General features: G+C 65.4%; 18 protein-coding genes. 9 read left to right on the top strand and 9 right to left on the bottom strand.

The window, feature by feature from the left end; translation table 11 throughout:
* Positions 1-66 precede the first annotated feature (66 nt).
* The 6 genes from metC to N7650_RS15810 all read right to left on the bottom strand — a co-directional run bounded on the left by metC (position 67) and on the right by N7650_RS15810 (position 8,455).
* On the bottom strand, positions 67-1,239 hold the full coding sequence (gene metC, locus N7650_RS15835) for a cystathionine beta-lyase (protein WP_279899037.1): 1,173 nt from the start codon (positions 1,237-1,239) through the stop codon (positions 67-69).
* Between the two features lie 111 nt (positions 1,240-1,350).
* Complete coding sequence (locus N7650_RS15830) at positions 1,351-3,273, bottom strand: methyl-accepting chemotaxis protein (protein ID WP_279899036.1); 1,923 nt, start codon at positions 3,271-3,273, stop codon at positions 1,351-1,353.
* Positions 3,274-3,297: 24 nt separating this feature from the next.
* Complete coding sequence (locus tag N7650_RS15825; protein WP_279899035.1) at positions 3,298-4,551, bottom strand: OprD family porin; 1,254 nt, start codon at positions 4,549-4,551, stop codon at positions 3,298-3,300.
* A gap of 33 nt (positions 4,552-4,584) precedes the next feature.
* Positions 4,585-5,889, bottom strand: a complete 1,305-nt coding sequence (locus tag N7650_RS15820; RefSeq protein ID WP_279899033.1) for a citrate:proton symporter — start codon at positions 5,887-5,889, stop codon at positions 4,585-4,587.
* Positions 5,890-5,995: 106 nt separating this feature from the next.
* A complete protein-coding gene (dctA, locus tag N7650_RS15815) occupies positions 5,996-7,315 on the bottom strand; it encodes a C4-dicarboxylate transporter DctA (protein ID WP_279899032.1) in 1,320 nt (439 codons plus the stop codon).
* Between the two features lie 60 nt (positions 7,316-7,375).
* The gene (locus tag N7650_RS15810) at positions 7,376-8,455 is read right to left on the bottom strand and encodes a 4-oxalomesaconate tautomerase (RefSeq protein WP_081263226.1); all 1,080 of its coding nucleotides are present in this window, start codon (positions 8,453-8,455) and stop codon (positions 7,376-7,378) included.
* Between the two features lie 147 nt (positions 8,456-8,602).
* Between N7650_RS15810 and N7650_RS15805 the strand changes: the two genes are divergently transcribed.
* A complete protein-coding gene (locus N7650_RS15805) occupies positions 8,603-9,496 on the top strand; it encodes a LysR family transcriptional regulator (protein ID WP_009407939.1) in 894 nt (297 codons plus the stop codon).
* Between the two features lie 436 nt (positions 9,497-9,932).
* Here N7650_RS15805 and N7650_RS15800 read toward each other — a convergent pair whose 3' ends face one another.
* Positions 9,933-10,835, bottom strand: coding sequence for a LysR substrate-binding domain-containing protein (locus N7650_RS15800; protein WP_009400286.1), 903 nt, complete (start codon positions 10,833-10,835; stop codon positions 9,933-9,935).
* Between the two features lie 182 nt (positions 10,836-11,017).
* On the opposite strand from N7650_RS15800, the gene N7650_RS15795 reads away from it, so the two are divergent.
* Positions 11,018-12,028, top strand: coding sequence for an AbrB family transcriptional regulator (locus tag N7650_RS15795; protein WP_009400288.1), 1,011 nt, complete (start codon positions 11,018-11,020; stop codon positions 12,026-12,028).
* Positions 12,029-12,295: 267 nt separating this feature from the next.
* Here the strand turns inward: N7650_RS15795 and N7650_RS15790 are convergent, their stop codons facing one another.
* Together N7650_RS15790 and N7650_RS15785 are read right to left on the bottom strand one after the other, a co-directional pair.
* Positions 12,296-12,445, bottom strand: a complete 150-nt coding sequence (locus tag N7650_RS15790) for a hypothetical protein (protein WP_279899029.1) — start codon at positions 12,443-12,445, stop codon at positions 12,296-12,298.
* A gap of 61 nt (positions 12,446-12,506) precedes the next feature.
* Positions 12,507-13,385, bottom strand: coding sequence for a LysR family transcriptional regulator (locus N7650_RS15785; RefSeq protein ID WP_064302905.1), 879 nt, complete (start codon positions 13,383-13,385; stop codon positions 12,507-12,509).
* 130 nt (positions 13,386-13,515) lie between these two features.
* Here N7650_RS15785 and N7650_RS15780 point away from each other — a divergent pair, with 130 nt between their 5' ends.
* The 7 genes from N7650_RS15780 to N7650_RS15750 all read left to right on the top strand — a co-directional run bounded on the left by N7650_RS15780 (position 13,516) and on the right by N7650_RS15750 (position 23,642).
* Positions 13,516-14,697, top strand: a complete 1,182-nt coding sequence (locus tag N7650_RS15780; protein ID WP_009404635.1) for a serine hydrolase domain-containing protein — start codon at positions 13,516-13,518, stop codon at positions 14,695-14,697.
* Positions 14,698-14,865: 168 nt separating this feature from the next.
* Positions 14,866-16,014: an acyltransferase gene (locus N7650_RS15775; protein ID WP_279899026.1), complete on the top strand. Its 1,149-nt coding sequence runs from the start codon at positions 14,866-14,868 to the stop codon at positions 16,012-16,014.
* A gap of 27 nt (positions 16,015-16,041) precedes the next feature.
* Positions 16,042-17,208, top strand: coding sequence for an efflux RND transporter periplasmic adaptor subunit (locus N7650_RS15770; protein ID WP_064302908.1), 1,167 nt, complete (start codon positions 16,042-16,044; stop codon positions 17,206-17,208).
* Positions 17,208-20,381, top strand: a complete 3,174-nt coding sequence (locus N7650_RS15765; protein ID WP_279899024.1) for a multidrug efflux RND transporter permease subunit — start codon at positions 17,208-17,210, stop codon at positions 20,379-20,381. The genes N7650_RS15770 and N7650_RS15765 overlap by 1 nt, the downstream gene beginning before the upstream one ends.
* Before the next feature lie 76 nt (positions 20,382-20,457).
* Positions 20,458-21,459 (top strand): zinc-dependent alcohol dehydrogenase family protein, encoded by a 1,002-nt coding sequence (locus tag N7650_RS15760; RefSeq protein WP_279899022.1) that lies wholly within the window; start codon positions 20,458-20,460, stop codon positions 21,457-21,459.
* Complete coding sequence (locus tag N7650_RS15755; RefSeq protein WP_009404649.1) at positions 21,456-22,646, top strand: MFS transporter; 1,191 nt, start codon at positions 21,456-21,458, stop codon at positions 22,644-22,646. The genes N7650_RS15760 and N7650_RS15755 overlap by 4 nt, the downstream gene beginning before the upstream one ends.
* Positions 22,647-22,721: 75 nt before the next feature.
* Positions 22,722-23,642, top strand: coding sequence for a LysR family transcriptional regulator (locus N7650_RS15750; RefSeq protein WP_009404654.1), 921 nt, complete (start codon positions 22,722-22,724; stop codon positions 23,640-23,642).
* Positions 23,643-23,681: the final 39 nt, after the last annotated feature.

The following is a 23,681-nucleotide window of genomic DNA, read 5'->3' as shown; positions in this document are numbered from 1 at the left end:
CGTTGCTAACTCTGACGGTACGGCGGCGCAAACGTTCTGATGGAAGCGACGCGGCGCCATGGAGCCTCAGCCAGCCAGGCGATCGAGCCCGGCGCGCAGGTCGCGCTTGAGGTCTTCCATGCCTTCCAGGCCGATCTGCAACCTCAGCGCCAACCCGCCCGGGGCCCAATGGGTGGCGGTGCGGTAGCCGCTGCAGTCGAAGGGAATGACCAGGCTCTCGAACCCGCCCCAGGAATAACCCATGCCGAAGATTTCCAGGTGATCGAGCATATGGGCCAGGTTGCGCTTGCTGTAGCCGGGCTTGAGGATCACCGAGAACAACCCGGTGGAGCCGGTGAAATCACGCTTCCAGATCTCATGCCCCGGGCATTCCGGGAAGGCCGGATGCAGCACCGTGGCAACCTCGGCCTGCGCGGCCATCCAGTGGGCCATTTCCAGCCCGCGGCGCTGCGCTTCTTCAAGGCGCAGGTGCAGGGTGCGCAGGCCGCGCAAGGCCAGGAAGCAATCCTCGGCCCCTGGCAGCATGGCCATGGCGTCGTAGGTCTTGCGCAGCGCCGGCCAGGTTTCGGCATTGGCCGTGACCAGCCCCATCAGCAGGTCGGAGTGCCCGCCCAGGTACTTGGTCCCCGCCTCCACCGCCAGGTCGCAGCCGTGTTCATGGGCACGGAAGAACACCGGCGTGGCCCAGGTATTGTCGATGATGGTCTTGATCCCGCGCGCCCTGGCCACGGCGGTGATGGCCGGTACGTCCTGGACTTCGAAGGTCTGCGAGCCGGGGGATTCGAGGAAGATGGTCGAGGTGTTGGGTTTGAGCAACGCAACGATACCGGCGCCGACCAGCGGATCGTAGTAGGTCACCTCGACGCCGAATTTCCTGACCAGGTTGTCGCAGAGCATGCGGGTCGGCTGGTAGGTGGAGTCGGGCATCAGCAGGTGGTCGCCGCTTTTCAGCGTGGTGAACAGTGCCAGGGCCAGGGCGCCAAGCCCGGACGGCGACATTACCGTGCCTGCCGCACCGGACAGTGCGCTCCAGGCATTTTCCAGCGCCTCGATGGTCGGCGTGCCCTTGGTCCCGTAGGTGTAGCGGCCGCGGTTCGCCTCGAGGTCGGCCAGGGTCTTGAACACCACGGTGGAGCCGCGGAACACCGGCATGTTGACGAAGCCGTGTTGCATGTCGTGGTCACGGCCCAGGCGGGTCAGTTGCGTGGCGAGGGAAAAGGCGTCGTTGGAATCGGTCATCAGCGGCTCATGGTCATTCAACCCGGGACATGCCGCCATGCGCACATGGCGGCGGTTGCCCTACTGATACCCCATCCGGCGCGACAAATCGACAGGCAGGCGCGAAAGCCTTCACAGCCGGAAGCGTTGCACCTGGTCGTTCAAGACCTCGCCCAGCCCGGCCATCTCGACACTGGCCGCGCTGACCTGCCCGCTTGCGGCATGGGCCTGGTCGGCGATGTTGCGTACGCTGAGCACGCTGCGGTTGATTTCCTCGGCGACCGCGCCCTGCTGCTCGGCCGCCGTGGCGATCTGCTGGGTCATGCCCTGGATGCCGCTCATGCGAATGGTAATCCTGCCCAGCGCCTGGCCGGCGTCACGCGCCAGCCTGACGCTTTCGCCGGTCAGGTCGCGGCTGGCCTCCATGCGTTGCACCGCCTGATGGGTGCCCTGCTGCAGGGCGGCGATCAGCACTTCGATGTCTTCGGTCGATTGCTGGGTGCGCTGGGCAAGGCCGCGGACTTCATCGGCGACCACCGCGAAACCGCGCCCTGCTTCGCCGGCCCGGGCCGCCTCGATCGCTGCGTTCAGGGCCAGCAGGTTGGTTTGCTCGGCCACCGCCTTGATCACATCGAGCATGCCGCCAATCCGGCTGCTCTCCCGCGCCAGGCTGCCGACCGCTTCACCGGTCAGTTCCACTTCCCTGGCCAGGGATTCGATCTGCACCACCGCACCGGCAACCACCTGTGCACCGCTGGTGGCCTCCTCTGCCGCCTGGTCTACGCTGCGCGCCGTTTCCACGGCGTTGCGCGCCACGTCCTGGATCGAGGTGGTCATTTCGTGCATGGCCGTGGCCACCTGTTCGGTTTCCAGCTTCTGCTCGTTGGCGCTGGCGGCGGTCTGCCGGGTAATCGCCGCCAGTTCCCCGGTGGCGCTGCCGATACGCGATGCCCCCTCGCCGATGTGCCCGATCAGCCCCCTCAGGCTATCGGTCATGCGCTGCAGGGCCGTTTGCAACTGGCCGATTTCATCCGTGCGCTGCACCAGCGCCTGGTGGCTCAGGTCGCCACTGGCGATGCGCTGCACATTGTGCAAAGCGCTGCGCAGGGGCGGCACGATCTGCCGGGTAATGAGCAATGCCCCCAGCACGCCGAAGACCAGCGCCAGGACCAGGCCACTGGTCAGCGTCCACGCCGCCTCGCGGGTATCCTCCTCGCGCAGTTGCATCTGGTGGTCGTAGAGTTCCTGGCTGATGCGCACCAGCGCATCGCCGTCATTCTGTACTTGCTGGGTTATGGCGCTGGCCTGGGCCAGGGCCGATTGATGACTGTCCAGCGACTGCCGGTAGGTGCGCATGGCGCGTTCAAGTTCGTTGAAAAGCGTGGCATCCGTGTTTCCCAGGACTTCGCGTACCGGGGCCAGGCTGGCGAGCGCCGCATCGATGGCGCCGGTTGCCGCGGAGTACTGCTTGGGATTGGCGCCGTAGGTGTAGGCGCGGGTCTCGAAACGTGCATAGAGGAACTGCATCTGCACGTCCTTGATCGCCTTGTACAGTTCGAGGCGGCGTTCGCTGGAGTAGCCTTCGCCCGCCAGGAACGCATCCAGCTGGTCCAGGCCTTTCAAGGCCTGGTCGCCGCTGAGGCGCCGGGTGGCCCGCGCCTCCTCTATCTGCCGGTAGGCCTTTTCCAGCTCACCGATGTTTGCCTGGTAAGCGGCAAGGTGCCGGGCCATTTCCTCGATTCGCTGCCTGTTCTGCTCCTGGGTGAAAAAATCACCCAGTGCTTCCAGGTTGCTGGCGACCTGCCGGATCTTCTCCTTCAGCTCGTTGGCCGCTTGCCCGCCTCCTTCGCTCTCGACGAACGCGCTGCGCTCCTGGCGCAATTTCGAGAAATCGTCCATCAGCCGATTCACGGCGCTCATCCGGTCCATGCGATAGGAAAGGCTGTCGATCGCATGCCGGCCGGCGCCGAAGATCAGCACGCTCATCAGGCATAACAGACCGAAGCCGATCATCAGCTTCCGGGCGACTGGGAGGTTGGCAAGCCAGCTGAACATATCCGTGCGTCCTTGAACGATCCGCTACCAGATCGCAATGTCGTAGGTGAGGTAGATCCGGTTGCTGTCGCGACCGCGGGAATAGTCGGAGCGGTACACGTAGTTGCGCGCCTTGACGCCCAGGCCCTTGAAGGTACCCGACTGCACCACGTAGGCCAGTTCCATGTCGCGCTCCCATTCCTGGCGGCTGGCGCTGCCGGAATGGTCGTTGTCACCGCTGAGGTAGCGGGCCATGAAGGTCAGGCCGGGGATCCCGGCGGCAGCGAAGTTGTAGGCGTAGCTGGCCATCCAGGTCTTTTCGTCTTCCTCGATGAACTTGCCGATACCCACGTTACTGAAGGAATACACGGTGGCGCCGCTGATATATGGCAGGCCGGCGTCACCCTGGAGCACCTGGTAGCCGGCCCCGACTGTGTGCCCGGAGTGGGCGTAGGACAACTGCCCGCTAAGCATGTCGTTGTCGATCTTGCCGCCATGGGCTGCGCCGCTGTCCTGGCTCTTGAAGTAGCGCAGGTCGCTGGTCAGCACGCCGCCGGCCAGCGGCAGGTCGTGCTGGATACCGGCGAAGTCCTGGCGATAGAAGTTCTGCAGCTCGCCGTGGAAATAGCTCAGGCGCAGTTGCTTGCTGAAGGCGTAGTCGGCACCGGCGTAGTTGAAATCGCCGGAGGCGCCGCCGCTGTAGCCATCGAGGAACAGGCCGACACTGTCGGTGGAATCACGCAGCTTGAAGCGGCCCAGGTGGCCGGCGGTCAGGGTCAGGCCGGCGATGTCCTTGCTCACCAGTTCGGTGCCCTGGTAGGTCTGCGGCAACAACCTGGCGTCGTTGTAGACCAGCAACGGGTTCTTCGGCAACTGGGTGCCGTGGCGCAGCACCGTCTGGCCGAGGCGGACCTTGGCCGTCGCCCCGGCACTGGCGAATTCGTCGGCCGCGCGGCCATCGTCATGCACCGGCAGCAGGCCGGTGCCGCTGCGGCCCTTGCCCGAGTCGAGGCGCACACCGACCAGGCCCAGGGCATCGACCCCGAAGCCCAAGGTGCCCTGGGTGAACCCGGACTGGTAATCGAGCAGGAAGCCCTGGGCCCACTCGACCCGCTCGCTTTTGGCGGTGGCCGCGGCGCGGGCGCTCATGCCCTGCTCGTCACGGAAGTTTTCGTTGAAATAGACATTGCGCAATTGCAGCTTGAGCTTGCTATCTTCGATGAAGCCTGCGGCGCCGACACCAGGCAGGTAGCAGAAACACAGGCCGCAGGCGGCCGCACGACTGTAGATACGGGTCATGATGAAAACTCGGTTTATTTTTATTGGGTGTTTTCAGACGAAGAACGAAATGGCGCCGGTAAGCACGGCCAGTACAGTGATCACCAGGGAGGTCAGCACCGCCCATTTCACCGTGGCCTTCTGGAAATCGCCGATATCGCGATCGACCATGCCCACCAGCAGCAGGGTCGAGGCCACCAGCGGGCTCATCAAGTGCACCGGCTGGCCGAGCACCGAGGCGCGGGCGATTTCGATCGGGTCGATACCGTAGGCCGCGGCAGCGTTGGCCAGGATCGGTACCACGCCGAAGTAGTAGGCGTCGTTGGACAGCACGAAGGTCAGCGGCATGCTGGTCAGCGCCACCACCAGCGGGAACCAGTGGCCCCAGGCGTCCGGAATCCAGGCAACCAGGGTCTGGGCCAGGGCATCGACCATCTTGGTGCCCGAGAAGATCCCGGCGAAGATACCGGCGGCGAACACCAGCAGGACCACGGTCATGGCGTTGCCGGAATGGGCAAGGATCCGCTCTTTCTGCAGTTCCAGCTGCGGGTAGTTGATCATCAGGGCCGCAACGAAGCCGATCATGAACAGGATCGCCGCGTGCATCAGGCCCATCACCAGGGCGACCATCACCACGATCACCAGCAGCAGGTTGACGTAGGCCAGGCGCGGGCGCTTGTAAGGGGTATCTTCGAGGATCGCCTTGATGTAGCAGTTGCCGCCGCCGGACTCGAGCTTGATGTTGCCGATGCGCTTGCGCTCCACCCGGCCCAGCAGGAAGGCGGTGAAGACCACCCACGCCGCACCGCCGATCATGGTCGGCAGCATCGGGATGAAGTACTCGGTGGCGTCCAGGCCCAGGGCTGCGATCGCCCGGGTCGCCGGCCCCCCCCAAGGGCTCATGCCGCTCATGATGCTCAGCGAGAGCATGGAAATGGTCGCCAGGATCATCGGGTTCATGCCGATGCGCTTGTACAGCGGCAGCATCGCCGCACAGGTGATCATGTAGGTGGTGGTGCCGTCACCGTCCAGGGCCACCAGCAGCGACAGCAGCGCGGTACCGATGGCGATCTTGATCGGGTCGCCGTTGACCCGCTTGAGGATCTTGCGGATCAGCGGATCGAACAGGCCGGCATCGATCATCAGGCCGAAGAACAGGATGGCGAAGAGCAGCAGCGCGGCGGACGGCGCGACCATCTTCAGGCCGTCGAGCATCATCTTGCCCAGGTCCGGGGCGAAGCCGCCGATCAGGGCGAAGACGATCGGTACCACCGTCAGGGCAACGATCGGGGAAAGACGTTTACTCATGATCAGGTAGGTAAAGGTCACCACCATGATCAAACCAAGCAATGCGAGCATAGGATTCACTCTTGTTTTTATTGTGAAGGCAGCCGTATCCGCTACCCGGCAGTATGACTGCCGGACAGGGATGTCGGAGTGTTGTATCGGGGTAACGCGGTATGGATCAGCTGTGGCGCTGGGGCTGCTCGGCAGTCCAGGTCACCGACTGCTCGCCGGGTTCGGCGACAGGCGCCTGGTGCCCCTCCTCCAAGGCACGCATCAGCACCTCGCGGTCACAGGCCTTTTCCGACAGCGACATGACCACGGTGGCAACCGCGTTGCTGGCCAGGCTGGTCAGGGCGCGGGCCTCGGACATGAAGCGGTCGATGCCGATCAGCAGGGCCAGGCCGGCGAGCGGGATGTCGTGGATGACAGTCAGGGTCGAAGCCAGCGCGACGAAGCCGCTGCCGGTGACCCCTGCCGCGCCCTTGGACGACAGCAGCATGATCGCCAGCATGGTCAGGGTCTGGCCCAGGCCCAGTTCGATATTGCAGGCCTGGGCGATGAACACCGCGGCCAGCGACAGGTAGATCGCCGTGCCATCGAGGTTGAAGGAGTAGCCGGTCGGCAGCACCAGCCCGACCACGCCCTTGCGGCAGCCCAGGCCTTCGAGCTTCTCGATCATCCGCGGCAGCACCGGCTCGGTGGACGAGGTGCCAAGGACCACGAGGAACTCTTCGCGGAAGTAGCGCAGCAGCTTCCACAGGCTGAAGCCATGGAAGCGACACACTGCGCCCAGCACCACGATGACGAAGAAGGCACAGGCGATGTACAGGGTCATCACCAGCTTGGCCAGCGAGCCCAGCGAGGTGATGCCGTACTGGCCGACGGTGAACGCCAGCGCGCCGAAGGCACCGACCGGAGCGAAGCGCATCAGGTAGCCGAAGATGCGGAACACCATCTGCGAAACCGCTTCCAGCACATCCAGCACCGGCCGGCCGCGCTCGCCCATGGCAGACAGGGCGAAACCGCAGAGCACGGCGATGAACAGCACCGGCAGCACCTCGCCCTTGTTGAAGGCGCCGACGAAGGTCTCGGGGATGATGTGCATGAAGAAGTCCACCACGCCCAGCTTCGCCGCTGAATCGGTGTACTGGCTAAGGCCCGCCATGCTCAGGGTGGACGGGTCGATGTTCATGCCCACGCCGGGCTTGAACAGATGGACCGCGGCCAGGCCGATGGCCAGGCTGATCACCGTCAGCACCAGGAACAGCAGCAGGGTCTTGCTCATCAGGCGGCCCAGGCTGCTCTTGTCGGTCATCCCGGCGATACCGGTGACGATGGTGCAGAACACCACGGGGGCGATCATCATCTTGATCAGCTTGATGAAGGCGTCACCCAGGGGTTTCAGGGCGATTGCCTGCTGCCCCCAGATATGGCCGACCAGGACGCCGAGCAGGACGGCGCAGATGATCTGGAAGTACAGCGATTTTGCGAGTTTCATGAGGCATCACCCATTCTTGAATTTGTGCGGATGCGCTGTTGTGACTGTTTGCTACAAGTATCAGCCGGCAAGTCGTCGCGAGGCAGGTGCGTAGACGAAACCGGAGAACAATCGTCGGGCGGTACGTACCACGGAGGCCTGGATGGTCTTGCCGTCCGGACCGCTGCGCGACAGTGCGATATCGATGCCGCCACCCGGATGTTCCAGGCGCACCTCGGTCAGTTCCGCGGCGCTGTCGCCGAGCATGTCCATGGTCACCGTGCCCGGGCTGACGCAGGCAGTCGCCAGCCCGATGGCACCGGTGATCGCCAATGCACGATGACAGTTGTGGGGCATGAAGTAGCGCACCTGCAGCGTGCCGTCCTGGCGCGGTGGCGAAATCAGTACCGGCTTGGGAATGACCATATTGCTGACATCGCCCAGGCCCATCGCCCGGCCCGCCTTGAGCCGCAGCGCTTCCAGGCGCTCGAGCAAGGCAGTGTTGGCGTCCAGGTCTGCCGGGGTTTCCGAGCCGGTGACACCCAGTTGGGTGGCATCGACGATCATCATCGGCATGGCCATGTCGATGCAGGTCACCGGAACGCCATCGATCACGTCGCGCGGCTTGCCGGTCGGGAACAGCTTGCCGGTCTTGCTGCCGACCGCATCGAGGAAGGTCAGGTGGATCGGCGCGGCGGTGCCCGGCACGCCATCGATGGCGGTACGGCCCTCGTAGCGAACGATGCCGCCCGGGGTTTCCACCAGCGAATTGACGAAGGTACCGGTGTTCAGGTTACGGATGCGCACCAGCGTTCGTCCTTCCTGGCCCTTGACCAGGCCCTGCTCGATGGCGAAGGGCCCGACCGCGCAGAGCATGTTGCCGCAGTTCGGAGCCGTATCGACCCGACGCTGTGCCACCATGACCTGGACGAACAGGTAATCGACGTCGGCATCGGCATGCAGCGACGGGCTGACGATCGCGACCTTGCTGGTCTGCGGGCTACCGCCGCCGATCCCGTCGATTTCCAGCTCGTGGCCCGAGCCCATCAGGTTGAGCAGGACTTCGTCGCGCTCAACCACGTTCGCCGGCAGATCCCAGGCATGGAAGATCGGGCCTTTCGAGGTACCGCCGCGCATGAGCACACAAGGAATACGTTGCATGACTACTGACTCTCGTTTATCAATCGACACAATTGATGCTGTGCGAACAAGAGTGACAGGCTTGGATAGATCAATCCAATGCAAAGATCGTCCGGATTATTGCACTTCAAACATTAATCACAGGTACCTCGAACAAGGCCCTTCTCGATGGAATACGAGCTTCAAGATCTGAGATCTTTCGTCAAAATCGCCGAACTTGGCAGCTTCCACGAGGCTGCGGAAGCATTGCACCTGTCGCAGCCGGCCCTAAGCCGGCGTATCAAGAAACTGGAGGAAGGCCTGGGCACGCCCCTGCTCGAACGCACCACCCGTCGGGTCGGGCTGACCAGCGTCGGACGTGACTTCCTGCCCAAGGCCCGGCGCCTGCTCGACGACTTCGAAGACTCGATCCTCAGCATCCGCGAACTGGCCGAGCGCCAGAGCGGCCAGGTCACCCTGGCCTGCATTCCGACCGCGGCCTTCTATTTCCTGCCGTCGGTGATCGGCCAATATAACGAGCAATACCCGAAGATTCGTATCCGCCTGCTCGACCTCAGTGCCAACGACGGGCTGGAGGCGGTACTGCGCGGCGAAGCGGACTTCGGCATCAACATGATGAGCGGCCAGCACGCCGACATCGAATTCGTACCGCTGGTGGAGGAGAAGTTCGTCCTGGCCTGCCGTCGCGACCACGAACTGGCCGAGCGCAAGGCCCTGACCTGGTCGGAGCTGGCGCCCTACCGGCTGATCGGCGTGGGCCGCCTCAGCGGCAACCGCATGCTCCTCGACCATGCCTTGAGCGGCCTGAACATCAGGCCTAAGTGGTTCTATGAGGTGCAGCACCTGTCCACATCGCTGGGCATGGTCGAGGCCGGACTGGGGGTGTCCGCCATGCCCAGCCTGGCAATGCCGGATGCCGATCACCCGACCCTGGTCAGCATCCCGCTGGCCGAGCCGGAGGTGACCCGCACCCTGGGCCTGGTCTATCGCCGCGGTGCGTCGCTGTCGCCGGCGGCGGAGAAATTCGTGGCGATCCTGCTGGAGAAATGGCGGGAGCGGTGAGTCCGCCCCGCCTATACCGCCTGAGAACCGCGTTATGGCCACCAGGCGCATGCCGACAGATCTTCAGCGTCCTCGAGATCGAGCGCCGCCCGCGCGGCGCATCGCTGGCAAGCCAGCTCCCACATTTGCTGCAACGTGCCATGGCCTGTGAGATCTCCGTTGGCAGCCTTTGGATGGTCGACGATCTAGTGCGGGGAGGCTGTTGGGCTCAACGCGGTATCGCGTCGTCCGAACAAGGCGGTCAACCATGGCCTGACAGACATAGGCACGTTGCAGCAAATGTGGGAGCTGGCTTGCCAGCGATGCGCCGCGCGGGCGGCGCTCGATCTCAAGGGCGCTGAAGATCTTCCGGCATGCGCCTGGTGGCCATAACGGGGCTCTCAGACGGGCACCTCGCAGTAAACACCCATGCCTACACCGAAAGGCCACAATAGCCTCACGCCTCACCGAAAAACCGCCGCCCGTCTGCCTTCAGCAACTCCACCAGCGCTGCCGCCGCCGGCGGAACATAGCGGCCCGCCGCCAGGGAAATACCGATGGAACGCTGCATGGTGGTCTGCGCCAGCGGCACCTCGCGCAGCCGCGACATGCCTTGTCCATGTTCGAGAATTTCGCGGGCGACGAAGCTCAGCAGCCGGGTCCGGGCGATCAGCCGCGGCAACAGGGAAATCGAGTTGGTCTCGACCTGCACCTGCGGCACCGGCAACTGCTGGGCGATGAAGGCATTGTCGATCCAGCGCCTGGCACTGACGGTAGGCCCGCCAAGCACCCAGCGGTAGCGGCACAGGTCCTTCATCTGGATCGGCGCGTCCCACAGCGGATGATCGACGCTGGCCACGACGACCATTTCATCCTCGAGTACGGGGTAGGAGACGAAGTGCTCATCATCCGTAACCAAAGGGCAAATGATCACATCCAGCCGGTCTGCGCGCAGCGATTCCCTGAGCACGTCATCCTGAGCGATCGACAGCTTCACCACCAGTTCCGGCGCCCGCTCCAGCAACGCGGCAGTGAGCTGCGGCAGCAGGTATTCGGCCATGCTCGCCGCGCAGCCCAGGCGCAGGGTGCCGGTCAGGCCGCCGGCGAAATCACGGATCTCGCGCTCGGTCTCGGCGATGCTCATCTGCAATTGCCGCCCCCGCGCCAACAACAGTTCGCCGACATCGGTCAGCCTGATGCGCCGACCGTCGCGCTTGAACAGCCGTGCACCGAGGGACTCCTCCAGGCGCTGGATGCTCTTGCTCAAGGCCGGCTGGCTGCGGTTGAGCTTCTCCGCCGCCTTGCCGAGATGGCCGAGCTCGGCGATGGTGGCGAAATACTTAAGGTCGCGAAGGTCCATGATTCATGAATTTCAGTTATCGATTGATCGAAAGTAGAAAATAGACTTGATGATTGGCGACGTCGATAATTTTCCTGCCGGCCGGGCTGCGTTCCGGTCGCTGTCCCACCTGCAGGAGACCTTCGACCTTGCCTTCCCCCACTCTGGAGCGCCCACCCCGACCTTCCTGGCTGCGCTGGCTGATGCTGGCGCTGAGCGCCGGCGCTACGGGCCAGTTGCTCCACGCGTTGTCGGTGCCCGCCGGGCTGTTCCTCGGCCCCATGCTGGTGGCCATCGTGTTCGGCGTCAGCGGCGCCAACCTGCACCTGCATCGCCAGGTGTTCCGCTTCGGCCAGGGCTGCGTCGGGCTGCTGGTCGCCCACTCGGTGACCTGGGCGGTGCTGGTGTCGCTGGCCCAGGCCTGGCCGTTGATGCTGTTCGCCACCCTGGTGACGGTGGTGCTGAGCGCCCTGGTCGGCCTGGGCACCGTACGTTTCGGCGGGATTCCCGGCAGTACCGCGGCCTGGGGCACGGCGCCGGGCGCCGCCTCGGCGATGGTGTCGATGGCCGAGGAATACGGTGCCGACGGGCGGGTGGTGGCGACCATGCAGTACGTGCGGGTGGTGTGCGTGGTGATGGTCGGTTCGCTGGTCAGCCATGCCCTGGGCGTGTCCCCGGCCGAGGGGCTGGTGGCTGCGGCGCGGGTCAGCGATCCGGACCCGGTCAACCTGGCCCTGGGCCTGCTGGTGATCCTGCTGGGCATCACCCTCGGCAACCGCATGCCCGCCGGCGCCCTGCTCATGCCGCTGCTGCTCGGCGGCGCGTTGCAGCTGGGCGGCGTGCTGGTGATCGAAATGCCCGAATGGCTGCTGGCCTTCGCCTACGGTGCCATCGGTTGCTACATCGGCCTGCGCTTCGACCGCCAGACCCTGGGCTACGTGGGCAAACGCCTGCCGGCGATGATCAGCGGCGCGCTGGTGCTGATCCTCCTCTGCGCGGGCTGCGCATGGTTGCTCGCCCGTGTCGCCGGGACCGATTTCCTGTCCATGTACCTGGCCACCAGCCCCGGCGGGCTGGATGCCATGGCCATCATCGCGGTGGAAACCCACGCGGATGTCGGCCTGGTTTTGGCCATGCAGACCTTGCGGCTGTTCGGGGTGATTCTCACCGGGGCGTTTTGTGCCAGGCAGATTATTCGTTTGACCGAGCGGTAAGTGGTTGGCTTTGGTGTGTTGGTGCGGGGTATTGGGTGTTGATCCGTTTGCTCCGGCGACGCTGAGTCACCTTTTCGCCCTTACGGCGACCCACTTTTGAAAAGCGCAAAAGTGGGCAAAACGCTCTTGCTCCCACATCCGGCCCTCCGCTTCGCTCCGGGTCCCTTCCTTCCGCACTGATTCCAGGGGCCGCGCCATACGGGCATCCTGCCCTATGGCGCTTTCCGGGCCATCCATGGCCCTCCACCCCTTACATCAGCGCTCCACTCAGCCTCCTGAAGTCGCGGGCAGATCAAAAGCAAGATCAAGATCAAGATCAAGATCAAGATCAAGATCAAGATCAAGATCAAGATCAAGATCAACAGCAACAGCAACAGCAACAGCAACAGCAACAGCCAGAGCGCGAAGCGCAGTCACCACTCCTGAGAACAACACCTAATACCCAGCACCAGCACCACAAGGACCAGCACCAGCCCCCTCACATATGCATGGAAATGAAATCCACAAAACACCGCAGCTTCGGCGCAATGAACCGGCTAGGCGGCCATAGCACGCTGAAGTGGATGGTGCGGGTCACTTCTTCGGTCAGCACCGCTTGCAACTGCCCGGCATCGAGGGCGGCCTTGACCGAGAACTCGGGCAGGCAGGCGATGCCGCGCCCGGCCAGCGCCGCGTTGAGCAGCATGTCGATGTTGTTGCACACCAGCACCACGCGCAGGTTCTGCGGGCCATTGGGCGCCTGCTCCGGCAGCGGCCAGCGCTCGAGCTTGCCGGTGGAGGGCACGCGGTACAGCAGGCAGTCATGCTGGCCAAGGTCGTCGGCACAGCGCGGCTCGCCGTGGGCCTGGAAATAGCCCGGGGCGCCCACCAGCAGGAAGCGGAACGCGCCCAGGCGCCGGGCCACCAGGCGCGAGTCGTTGAGGGCGCCGGTGCGGATCACCGCATCGAAGCCCTCCTCTACCACGTCCACCAGGCGATCACTGAAATCCAGTTCCAGATGGATGTCCGGGTAGCGATTGGCGAAGCCGGACAGCAAGCTGAACAGGAACTGCCCGGCCAGCGGCAGGCTGACCCGCAGCTTGCCCCGCGGCTCGCTGCTACTGCTGGACAGTTCCAGCTCCGCCGCCTCCAGTTCATTCAGCACACGCTGGCAGCGCCCGAGAAACAGCGCGCCCTCGGCAGTCAGGTTAATGCTGCGGGTGCTGCGGTGGAACAGCCTGACCCCGAGACGCTGCTCGAGGCGAGCGATGCTCTTGCCGATGGCCGATGATGAAACGCCCAATTGCCGCCCCGCCGCCACGAAACTCCGGGTTTCGGCAACCTGCACGAAAACCGAGATACCACTGAGGTTATCCACGCTCTGTCCTTGAGTCCTGGGCTCCTGATTACGGAACCCGATGTCCGATGTGTCCGGAATTCTAGCCTCTGTTTCCGCAGATGTCCGCGCCCTAGCATGGCGCCGTCTACTACAGCAGGGAAATGCAGACATGACCGTCAAACAAACCATCCAGCTCGCCAACGCCGTCGCCACCGACCCGATGCAGGCACGCATCGACGCCGCGCTGGACAGCGCCATCAATGAACAGCGCCTGGTCGGCGCCGTGGTCCTGGTGGCCCGCCGCGGCGAAGTCACCTACCGCCGGGCCGTCGGCCTGGCCGACCGCGAGGCCGGCCTCGCCATGCGTCCCGACGCCTTGTTCCGGCTGTCCTCGGTAACCAAGCCGATCACCTCCGCCGCCGCCCTGGCCCTGGTCGCCCAGGGCCGTATCGGCCTGGACGACCCTATCGCCCGCTGGCTGCCGGAGTTCCAGCCGACCCTGGCCGACGGCACGCGCGTAGCCATCACCGTGCGCCAGTTGCTCAGCCACACCGCGGGCCTGGGCTACGGCTTCCTTGAAGCCCAGGGCGGTGGCGCCTATGCCCGCGCCGGGGTCTGCGACGGCCTGGAAAACGCCCCGTTGAGCCTGGAAGAGAACATCCGCCGCCTGGCCACCGCGCCGCTGCTGTATCGCCCGGGCACCGACTGGGGCTACTCGATCGCTACCGATGTGCTCGGTGCCTTGATCGAACGGGTCACCGAGACCGGCCTGGCCGAAGCGATCGAGCAACTGGTGAGCAAGCCCCTGGGCCTGACCGATACGCGCTTCCAGGTGGTGGACCGCTCGCGCCTGACCGCTGCCTATCTGAATGCCGAGCCGGCGCCACGGCGCATGCAGGGCGTCGAGGTGATCGAGGTATTCGAAAATACCGCCGGCATTCGCATGGACGCCGACCGTGTCCTGGATGACAACGCCTATGCGTCCGGCGGCTCGGGGATGGTCGGCACCGCCGGGGAGTTCCTGGTCCTGCTCGAAACCCTGCGCCAGGGCGGCGGCGCCCTGATGCCGGCGAGCCTGGTGAAGGAACTGGGCAGCGTGCAGACCGGCCAACTGGAACTGGCCAACTGGCCCGGCCGCGGCTTTGGCCTGGGCTTCACCGTGCTGACCGACCCACAGGCCGCGCAGACCCCGGAATCCGTCGGCACCTGGCGCCTGGGTGGCGCCTTCGGCCATTCGTGGTTCGTCGATCCGGCGCAGCAACTGTCGGTCGTGGCCTTCACCAACACCGCCTTCGAAGGCATGTTCGGCCAGTTCACCGTCGATCTGTGCAACGCCGTCTACGGCGCCTGACCCCACCCGCCTGCACGCTGCAAACAAGGAGCCCATGACTACAGGACCGGCCGCCCCGCCGGTCCTGCTGCGAATGCCGCTTGAGTGGCCCCGTCTAGCTGCCCCATGGAATTGACCAGGCCCGTCGATCCCCGACGGCGCCGGATCTTTAATGAAAGGTATCGACTCATGACGCATTCACACCTGTACCACCAGCACCCCCACGCGCGCCTGGATTCCCTCACCGGGTTTCGTTTCATCGCCGCGGCCCTGGTGTTCTTCTTCCACGCATCCCTGACCAAGATCATCGGTTTCAACCCCTTCGCCGACCCCGACATCATCGCAGGCTTCCAGCGCCTGTTCAGCGTCGGCGGCTGGACCGGGGTGTCGTTCTTCTTCGTCCTCAGCGGCTTCGTGATCACCTGGTCGGCGCGGCGCAACGACACCCTGGTGGCGTTCTGGCGCCGGCGCCTGGTGAAGATCTACCCCAACCACCTGGTGACCTTCGTCCTGGCGATGGTGCTGTTCGCCGTGCCGCTGGGGGCCATCGGCGCCTGGTTGCCCAACCTGCTGCTGGTGCATGCCTGGGTGCCGGACATGTCGGTGTTCCTCAGCGTCAACGGCCCATCCTGGTCGCTGTGCTGCGAACTGCTGTTCTACCTGGCCTTCCCGTTCCTGCTGCGGGCCTTGTGGAAAGTCCGCGAGGAGCGCCTGTGGCTGAGCGCGGGCCTGACCGTGGGCGCGCTGGCCGCCACCCATTGGGCGATCGCCAGGTTCGTCGGCGCCACGCCGCAGATCGCCGAGTATCCAATCTCCCTCCAACAGTGGTGGCTGGCTTACTACTTCCCGCCGCTGCGCCTGTTCGAGTTCGTGCTTGGCATGCTGATGGCGCGCATTCTCATGGCCGGGCGCTGGCCGGCGATCCCGGTCGCGCCGGCATTGGCGCTGGCGGCGCTGGCCTATTTTGTCGCCGGCGAAGTGCCCTTCATCTATAGCCTGTCGCTGACCACCGTGATCCCCATCGCCCTGCTGATCACCAGCCTGGCGGCCGCCGATGTGACCCGCCGCTGCTCCTGGTTCCGTCATCCGCTGATGGTCTGGCTGGGCGAGATCTCGTTCGGCTTCTACATGATCCACCTGCTGATCATGACCTGCGTGACCAACCTGCTCGGCGGCCAGACCTTCGCTGCCGGCCCCGCCGCCTTGATCCTCATCGCCACGTTCGCCCTGTCGCTGCTGGGCGGCTGGCTGCTGTTCGCCTTCGTCGAGCAACCCGCCATGCGCCGCTGGGGCAAGGCCCGCCCGGCGCCACAGCCACTGGGCGTGCCCCTGGCCTGAACCATTCCATTCGAAAGGATGCTTGCCATGTCTTCGTACCTTCGCAAATTGACTGGCGTGCCCGCCTGGGCGCTGGCCGGTTTGACCCTCATAGCGCTCGCCGGGCTCGCCATGGGCCTGCGCGCCCCCCGGGCCCAGGCCACCAACGCCCCGGCGCCGCTGCCGCAAGTCCAGGTGATGAACGCGGTCAGCCGCGACGTGGTTGACTGGCAGGGCTACACCGGCCGCCTGGTCGCCACCGACACGGTGGTGATCAAGCCGCTGGTGGCCGGCACCCTGGTCAGCGTGCATTTCAAGGATGGCGCACTGCTGCGCAAGGGCGACCTGATGTTCCAGATCGACCCGCGCCCCTACGCCGCCGCCCTGCAACAGGCCCAGGCGGCGCTGGTGGCGGCGCGCTCGGTGAGCCAGTTCGCGGACAAGGAACTGCAACGCTACGAGCACCTGATCAACAGCAATGCCATCGCCAAGACCGACCTGGACAAACGCGTGCAGAGCGCCAACGAAGCCCGGGCCCGGGTCGACGAGGCGCAGGCGCGGGTCGAACTGGCGCGCCTGGACCTGGAGCACACCCGCATCCTGGCGCCGTTCGACGGGCGTGCTTCTCGGGTCGAGGTCACCCCGGGCAACATCGTCGATGTCGGCGAACGCTCGACGGCGCTGACCAACCTGGTGTCGATCTCGCCGATCTATGCCGACTTCGACGTGGACGAGACCACCTTCCTGCGCTACCTGGGCAACCGCCCGGGTGGCGAGCCGGTACCGGTCAGGCTCGGCCTGGCCCACGAGGAAGGCTACCCGCGCCAGGGCACCCTGAGTTCCCTGGACAACCGCCTGGATACCCGTTCGGCCACCATCCGGGTAAGGGCCAGCTTCGATAACGCCAACGGCGAGCTGCGCCCCGGGCTGTTCGCCAGGGTGCTGCTGCCGGGCAGCGCCAGCCGGCCGGCCACGCTGGTGGACGACAGCGCCATCGGCACCGACCAGGACAAGAAATACGTGCTGGTGGTCGATGCCGAGGGCCGCGTGCAGTACCGCCAGGTCAAGCCCGGCATCCGCCAGGGTGCGCTGCGGGTCATCGACCAGGGCATCGAGCCCGATGAACAGGTGGTGGTGAGCTCCCTGCACCTGGCCACGCCAGGCAGCCAGGTCACGCCGGTCCAGGTTCCCTCCCGACCACAGGCGCAGCAATGATGAATATCTCCGCATTCTTTATCGACCGCCCGATCTTCTCCGGCGTGCTCAGTGCCCTGGTCCTGCTCGCCGGCCTGCTGGCGCTGACGCGCCTGCCGGTATCGGAGTACCCCGACGTGGTGCCACCGCTGATCGTGGTCAACGCCCAGTATCCCGGGGCCAACCCCGAAGTGGTGGCGCAAAGCGTGGCCGCGCCGCTGGAAGAGCGCATCAACGGCGTGGAAGGCATGCTGTACATGCAATCCCAGGCCAACAGCGATGGCAGCCTGGCGATCAACGTCACCTTCGCCCTCGGTACCGACCCGGACAAGGCCCAGCAACTGGTGCAGAACCGCGTCTCCGAGGCGCTGCCGCGCCTGCCGCCGGACGTGCTGAGCCTGGGGGTCAACACCAGCAAGTCGTCCTCCACCCAGACCCTGGCCATCCACCTGGTGTCGCCGAACAACGCGTACGACGCCAACTACCTGCGCAACTACGGCATCCTCAACATCAAGAGCCAGCTCGAACGCATCCCCGGCGTCGCCGAGGTGCGCATCTGGGGCGGTGGCGACTACGCCATGCGCATCTGGATCGACCCCGATCGCGTGGCGCAGCGCGGCCTCAGCGCTGGCGAAGTGGTGCAGGCGATCCGCGAGCAGAACGTGCAGGTCGCGGCCGGGGTCATCGGCGCCTCGCCGATGAAGGCCGGGGTGCCGCTGCAGTTGTCGGTGAACACCCAGGGCCGCCTGAAGACCGAGGAAGAGTTCGCCCGGATCGTGGTAAGGAGCCTGCCCGACGGCGGCGTCACCTACCTGCGCGATGTCGCCCGTATCGAGCTGGCCGCCTCCACCTACGCCCTGCGTTCGCTGGTGGACGGCCAGCCGGCGGTGGGCTTCGGGGTGTTCCAGATGGCCGGCGGCAACGCTCTCGACATCTCCGCCCGGGCGCGGGCGATCATGGCCGATGCCAAGGCCGACATGCCGGCGGGCGTCGATTACAAGATCGTCTTCGACCCGACCCAGTTCGTGCGTTCGAGCATCAATGCGGTGATCAGCACCCTGTTCGAAGCCATCGTCCTGGTGGTGCTGGTGGTGATCCTGTTCCTGCAGACCTGGCGCGCCTCGGTGATTCCCCTGCTGGCGGTGCCGGTGTCGATCGTCGGCACCCTGGCCGTGCTGCTGGCCTTCGGCTTTTCCATCAATGCCCTGTCGCTGTTCGGCCTGGTGCTGGCGATCGGCATCGTGGTGGACGACGCCATCGTGGTGGTGGAAAACGTCGAGCGCAACATCGCCCAGGGCCTGTCGCCACGCCAGGCCACGCACAAGGCGATGATGGAAGTCAGCAAGCCGATCATCGCCATTACCCTGACCCTGGTCTGCGTGTTCATTCCACTGGCCTTCATGCCCGGCCTGTCGGGTGGCTTCTATCGCCAGTTCGCCCTGACCATCGCCATTTCCACGGTGATTTCGGCCTTCAACTCGCTGACCCTGTCGCCGGCCCTCTGCGCCCTGCTGCTCAAGCCCCACGGCGCGCCAAAGGATGCCCTGGAGCGGGCGATCGATCGCCTCGCAGGGCGTTTCTTCAGCAGCTTCAATGCCCGCTTCCGCAGCGCCGAAGCGCGCTATGGCAACGGCGTGCGCGGCGTGCTGGCGCACAAGGGCCGGACCCTGGCGCTGTTCGGCGTGTTGCTGGCAGCCTGCGCCTGGCTCGGCAACAGCCTGCCGACCGGGTTCGTCCCGGCCCAGGACAAGGAGTTCCTGGTGGGCTTCGCGCAACTGCCCGCCGGCGCCTCGCTGGATCGCACCGAAGCGGTGATCCAGCAGATGAACGACATCGCCCTCAAGCATCCGGGCGTGGCCCACACCCTGGAATTCCCCGGGATGTCGGTGAACGGCCTGATGAACTCCTCGAGCTCGGGGATCATCTTCGTGATCCTCAAGCCATTCGCCGAGCGCTCCGGCGAGGCGCTGGGGGCCAACCGGATCGCCGCCGAACTCAATGGCCAGTTCAGCGCGATCAGCGAATCGTTCACCGCCGTGTTCCCACCGCCGCCGGTGCTGGGGCTGGGTACCCTGGGCGGCTTCAAGCTGCAGATCGAGGACCGCGCCAGCCTCGGCCATGTCGCTCTCGACAGTGCCCTGAAGGCGTTCATGGCCGAGGCCGCCAAGGCGCCGGAACTGGGGCCGCTGTTCTCCAGCTACCAGATCAACGTGCCGCAACTGGACGTCGACCTGGACCGGGTCAAGGCCAAGCAACTCGGGGTGTCGGTAACGGATGTGTTCGAAACCCTGCAGATCTACCTGGGCTCGCTGTACGTCAACGACTTCAACCTGTTCGGTCGGGTCTACCAGGTACGTGCCCAGGCCGATGCGCCGTTTCGCGCCAACCCCGAGGACATTACTCGGCTGAAGGTGCGCAATGCCCATGGCGACATGGTGCCGCTTTCGACGCTGCTCAGCGTGGGCCAGGGCTACGGGCCGGAAATGGTCGTGCACTACAACGCCTTCACCGCGGCGGACGTCAACGGTGCGCCCGCGCCGGGCTATTCGTCGGGCCAGGCCGAAGCCGCCATCGAACGCATTGCCCGCGACACCCTGCCCCAGGGCATCCGCATGGAATGGACCGACCTGACCTACCAGCAACGCCTGGCCGGTGACAGCAGTGCCTGGGTGCTGGCGGTCAGCACCCTGCTGGTGTTCCTGGTGCTGGCGGCGCTGTACGAAAGCCTGCTGCTGCCCCTGGCGGTGATCCTGATCGTGCCCATGGGGGTGCTGTCGGCGCTGGCCGGCGTGTGGCTGACCGGCGGCGACAACAACATCTTCACCCAGATCGGCCTGATGGTCCTGGTGGGGCTTGCGTCGAAGAACGCCATCCTCATCGTCGAGTTCGCCCGCGAACTGGAACGCCAGGGCCACAGCATCGCCAGTGCGGCGCGAGAGGCCAGCCGGCTGCGCCTGCGGCCGATCCTGATGACCTCGATCGCCTTCGTCATGGGCGTGGTGCCGCTGGTGCTGTCCACCGGTGCCGGCGCGGAAATGCGCCAGGCCATGGGCGTGGCGGTGTTCTTCGGGATGCTCGGCGTGACGGCCTTCGGCCTGTTGTTCACCCCGCTGTTCTATGTGCTGGTGCGCAACCTCGCCAGCCGTCTGGCCCAACCGCGCCCGACGAGGATTGCGGACATTCCTGTCCATTAACAGCGGAACTCCAGCGCGTTTTTCTTCATTGGACGCGCCCATAGACTGCGACTTTGCCAACCTTGCGAGAAATACCATGACACGTGTCGTTCGCTTCCATGAGTACGGTGATCCACAGGTCCTGCGGATCGAAGAATTGCCGGAGCCCCAGCCCGGCCCCGATGAGGTGCGTATCCGGGTCAAGGCCATCGGCCTCAACCGCGCCGAGTCCATGTTCCGCCGCGGCCAGTACTTGGAGCAGGCCGATTTCCCCAGCCGCCTGGGCTACGAAGCGGCCGGGCTGGTCGAGGCGGTCGGCGAAGGCGTACGCGACTTGCGGATTGGCGATGCGGTGAGCCTGGTGCCGCCGTCGAGCATCGCCCAATGGGGTACCTATGCCGAGCAGGCAGTGGTGCCGGCGGCCATGCTGGTGCGCCACCCGGACAATCTCGACATGCAGCAGGCCGCCGGCGTGTGGATGCAATACCTCACCGCCTGGGGTGCACTGGTGGCGGTGGCCGGCGTGGGCGCAGGCGACCACGTACTGATCACCGCGGCTTCGAGCAGCGTCGGCCTGGCGGCGATCCAGATCGCCAACCGGCTGGGCGCGATCCCGATTGCCGTGACCCGGGGCGAGGACAAGGTGCGCAAGCTGCTGGCCGCCGGCGCGGTGCAAGTGATCGTCAGCGACCAGGAAGACCTGGTCGCCCGGGTCGCGCAGATCACCTCGGGCAACGGTGTGCGGGTGGTCTTCGACCCGGTGGGCGGCCCGGCCATAGCGCGCCTGGCCGAGGCCACCGCGCGCGGCGGGATCATCATCGAGTACGGCGCGCTGAGCAACGAACCGTCGCCCTTCCCGCTGTTCACCGTACTGGGCAAGAGCCTGACCTTGCGCGGCTACCTGCTGCACGAGGTGGTCAACGATCCGCAGCTGTTCCGCCAGGGCAAGGCCTTCGTTACCAGCGGCCTGGAGGACGGCAGCCTGGCTCCGGTGATCGCCCGCACCTTCCCCTTCGAAGAGATTGTCCAGGCCCATGAGTACCTGGAGGCCGGCGAGCAGTTCGGCAAGATCATCGTGACCCTGGAGGATCGACCGTGAAAATGTTCAACCCACTGTTCTTCATCGCCCTGGGCCTGTTCGGGGTCTACACCATCGAGTTCGGCGTGGTCGGGATCCTCCCGGTGATCATCGAACGCTACAGCGTCAGCGCTTCCCAGGCCGGCTTCCTGGTCGGCCTGTTCGCCCTGATCATCGCGGTATTCGGGCCGTTCATGGTGCTGCTGTTCTCGCGCTACAACCGCAAGCGCGTGCTGACCCTGTCGCTGTTCATCTTCGCCGCCGCCAGCGCGCTGTCGGCCTACGCGCCGAACTACGAGTCCCTGGCGCTGCTGAGGATCATCCCGGCGTTCTTCCACCCGGTGTACTTCTCGCTGGCATTCGTCGCGGTGGTGTCGCTGTACCCCAAGGAGCAGGCAACCCAGGCGACCGCCAAGGCCTTCGTCGGCACCAGCATGGGCATGGTTTTCGGCGTGCCGATCACCACCTGGATCGCCGCGCGCTTTTCCTATGAGGCAGCGTTCCTGTTCTGCACCGCCGTGAACGTGATCGCCGGCCTGGGCATCATCGCCCGCCTGCCCGATACCTTTGCCGGACAACGGGCGCCCTACGGCAAGCAACTGGCGATCCTGCGCAAGCCGACCCTGTGGCTGAACATCCTCGCCTCCACGCTGATCTTCGGGGCGATGTTCTCGGTGTATGCCTACAGCGCCGAGTACCTGTCCCGCGAGGCCGGCATGAGCGGCGAGGTGATCAGCGCCATGCTCATCCTGTTCGGCGTCGGCGGTGTCGCCGGCAACCTGCTGGCCGGGCGCCTGCTGGCGCGGAGCAAGGTGGGTACCACGCTGATGCATCCGATCATGCTCGGCGCGGCCTACCTGCTCCTGCACTTCTTCGCCAGCCCGGCGATCGTGCCGATGATCATCATCGTGGTGCTGTGGGGGGCGACCCACACCAGCGGCCTGATCGTCACCCAGGTCTGGCTCACCTCGGAGGCCCCCGAGGCACCCGAGTTCGTCACCGGCCTGTACATCTCGTTCATCAACCTGGGGGTGACCCTGGGCGCTACCACCGGCGGCTGGTTCCTGGAGCGCCTGGGCATGCAGGGCACCATCCTCTCCGGCCTGCTGTTCTGCGCCCTGGCCGCGGCGACCATCGCCGCCAAAGTGTTGATGTACGGCGCTCGGCCAGTGGAACCCGAGCCAGAAACCCGAGCGGTTTTGCACTAGAGTGAGTGACTGGAAAACCGTGGCGAGCCACGGTTTTCCTTTTGCAGTTTCCATCGCCTAGGACGGAGTCACGAAATGGATGTCAGTACCTCTTCGCTCAGCACAGCGCAGCCCATGGATTTTGCCGTGGACAGCACCCAGTTCGACTGGGAGAACCTGCGCTACTTCATTGCCTTTGCCCGTATACGTTCCCTGGCCGCCGCCGCCCGTGTGCTGAATGTCGAGCACGCCACGGTGTCACGGCGCATCGCCGCCCTGGAAAGTGCCTTGAAGATCCGCCTGGTGGACCGTCGCAGCCACCGCTACGAGCTGACCGAAAACGGCGAGCGCATCGCCCAGCTGGGCAACCGCATGCAGGAAACCGCCTGCGCCCTCAGCCGCACGGTGTGCGCCATCCGCACGGAACGGGTGGCGGACATCACCCTCAGCACCCCGCCGCACCTGGCCACCCACTTCATCGCCCCGCACCTGGGGCGGCTGCGCGAGCAGTGCCCGGACGTCAACGTGCGCATCCTCTCCAGCCTGCGCATGGCGTCCATGGCGCGGCGCGAGGCGGACATCGCCATCAGTGTCGGGCGACCGACCGAGACCGACCTGGTGGTGCGCAAGATCGGCACCCTGGATTTCGGTTTCTTCGCCGCCCCCGCCTACCTGCAGGGCCGCAGCGAAGCGGACTATGAATTCATCGCCCACGACGATGACCAGGAGCCCTCGCCGCAGCGCATCTGGCTGGAGCACGCAGCCGGACAACGCCCCGTGGTGCTGCGGGTCAAGTCGTTCGACGTGCAGGCCGAGGCGGCCAGGGCCGGTGCCGGTATCGCCTTGCTGCCGGTGTTCATGGCCGATGCCCAGGGTGGCCTGCAGCGGGTGGCGATCGAGGAACGTCCCCTGCACGCGGAACTCTGGCTGGTGGTCCACCGCGATATGCGCACTGCCCCCGGTATTCGCGCAATGATGGACTTCCTCATCGATTGTTTTGCCGCCCACCATGAATAAAGTGGTTTACCGCCGTGCCTTGTGAATTTTTTAACAGCC

The sequence above is a fragment of the Pseudomonas sp. GD04058 genome (genome assembly GCF_029836855.1).
Lineage (GTDB): Bacteria > Pseudomonadota > Gammaproteobacteria > Pseudomonadales > Pseudomonadaceae > Aquipseudomonas > Aquipseudomonas bharatica.
Note: the sequence above shows the minus strand (reverse complement) of the source record. Positions and strands in the feature narration are given on the sequence as shown.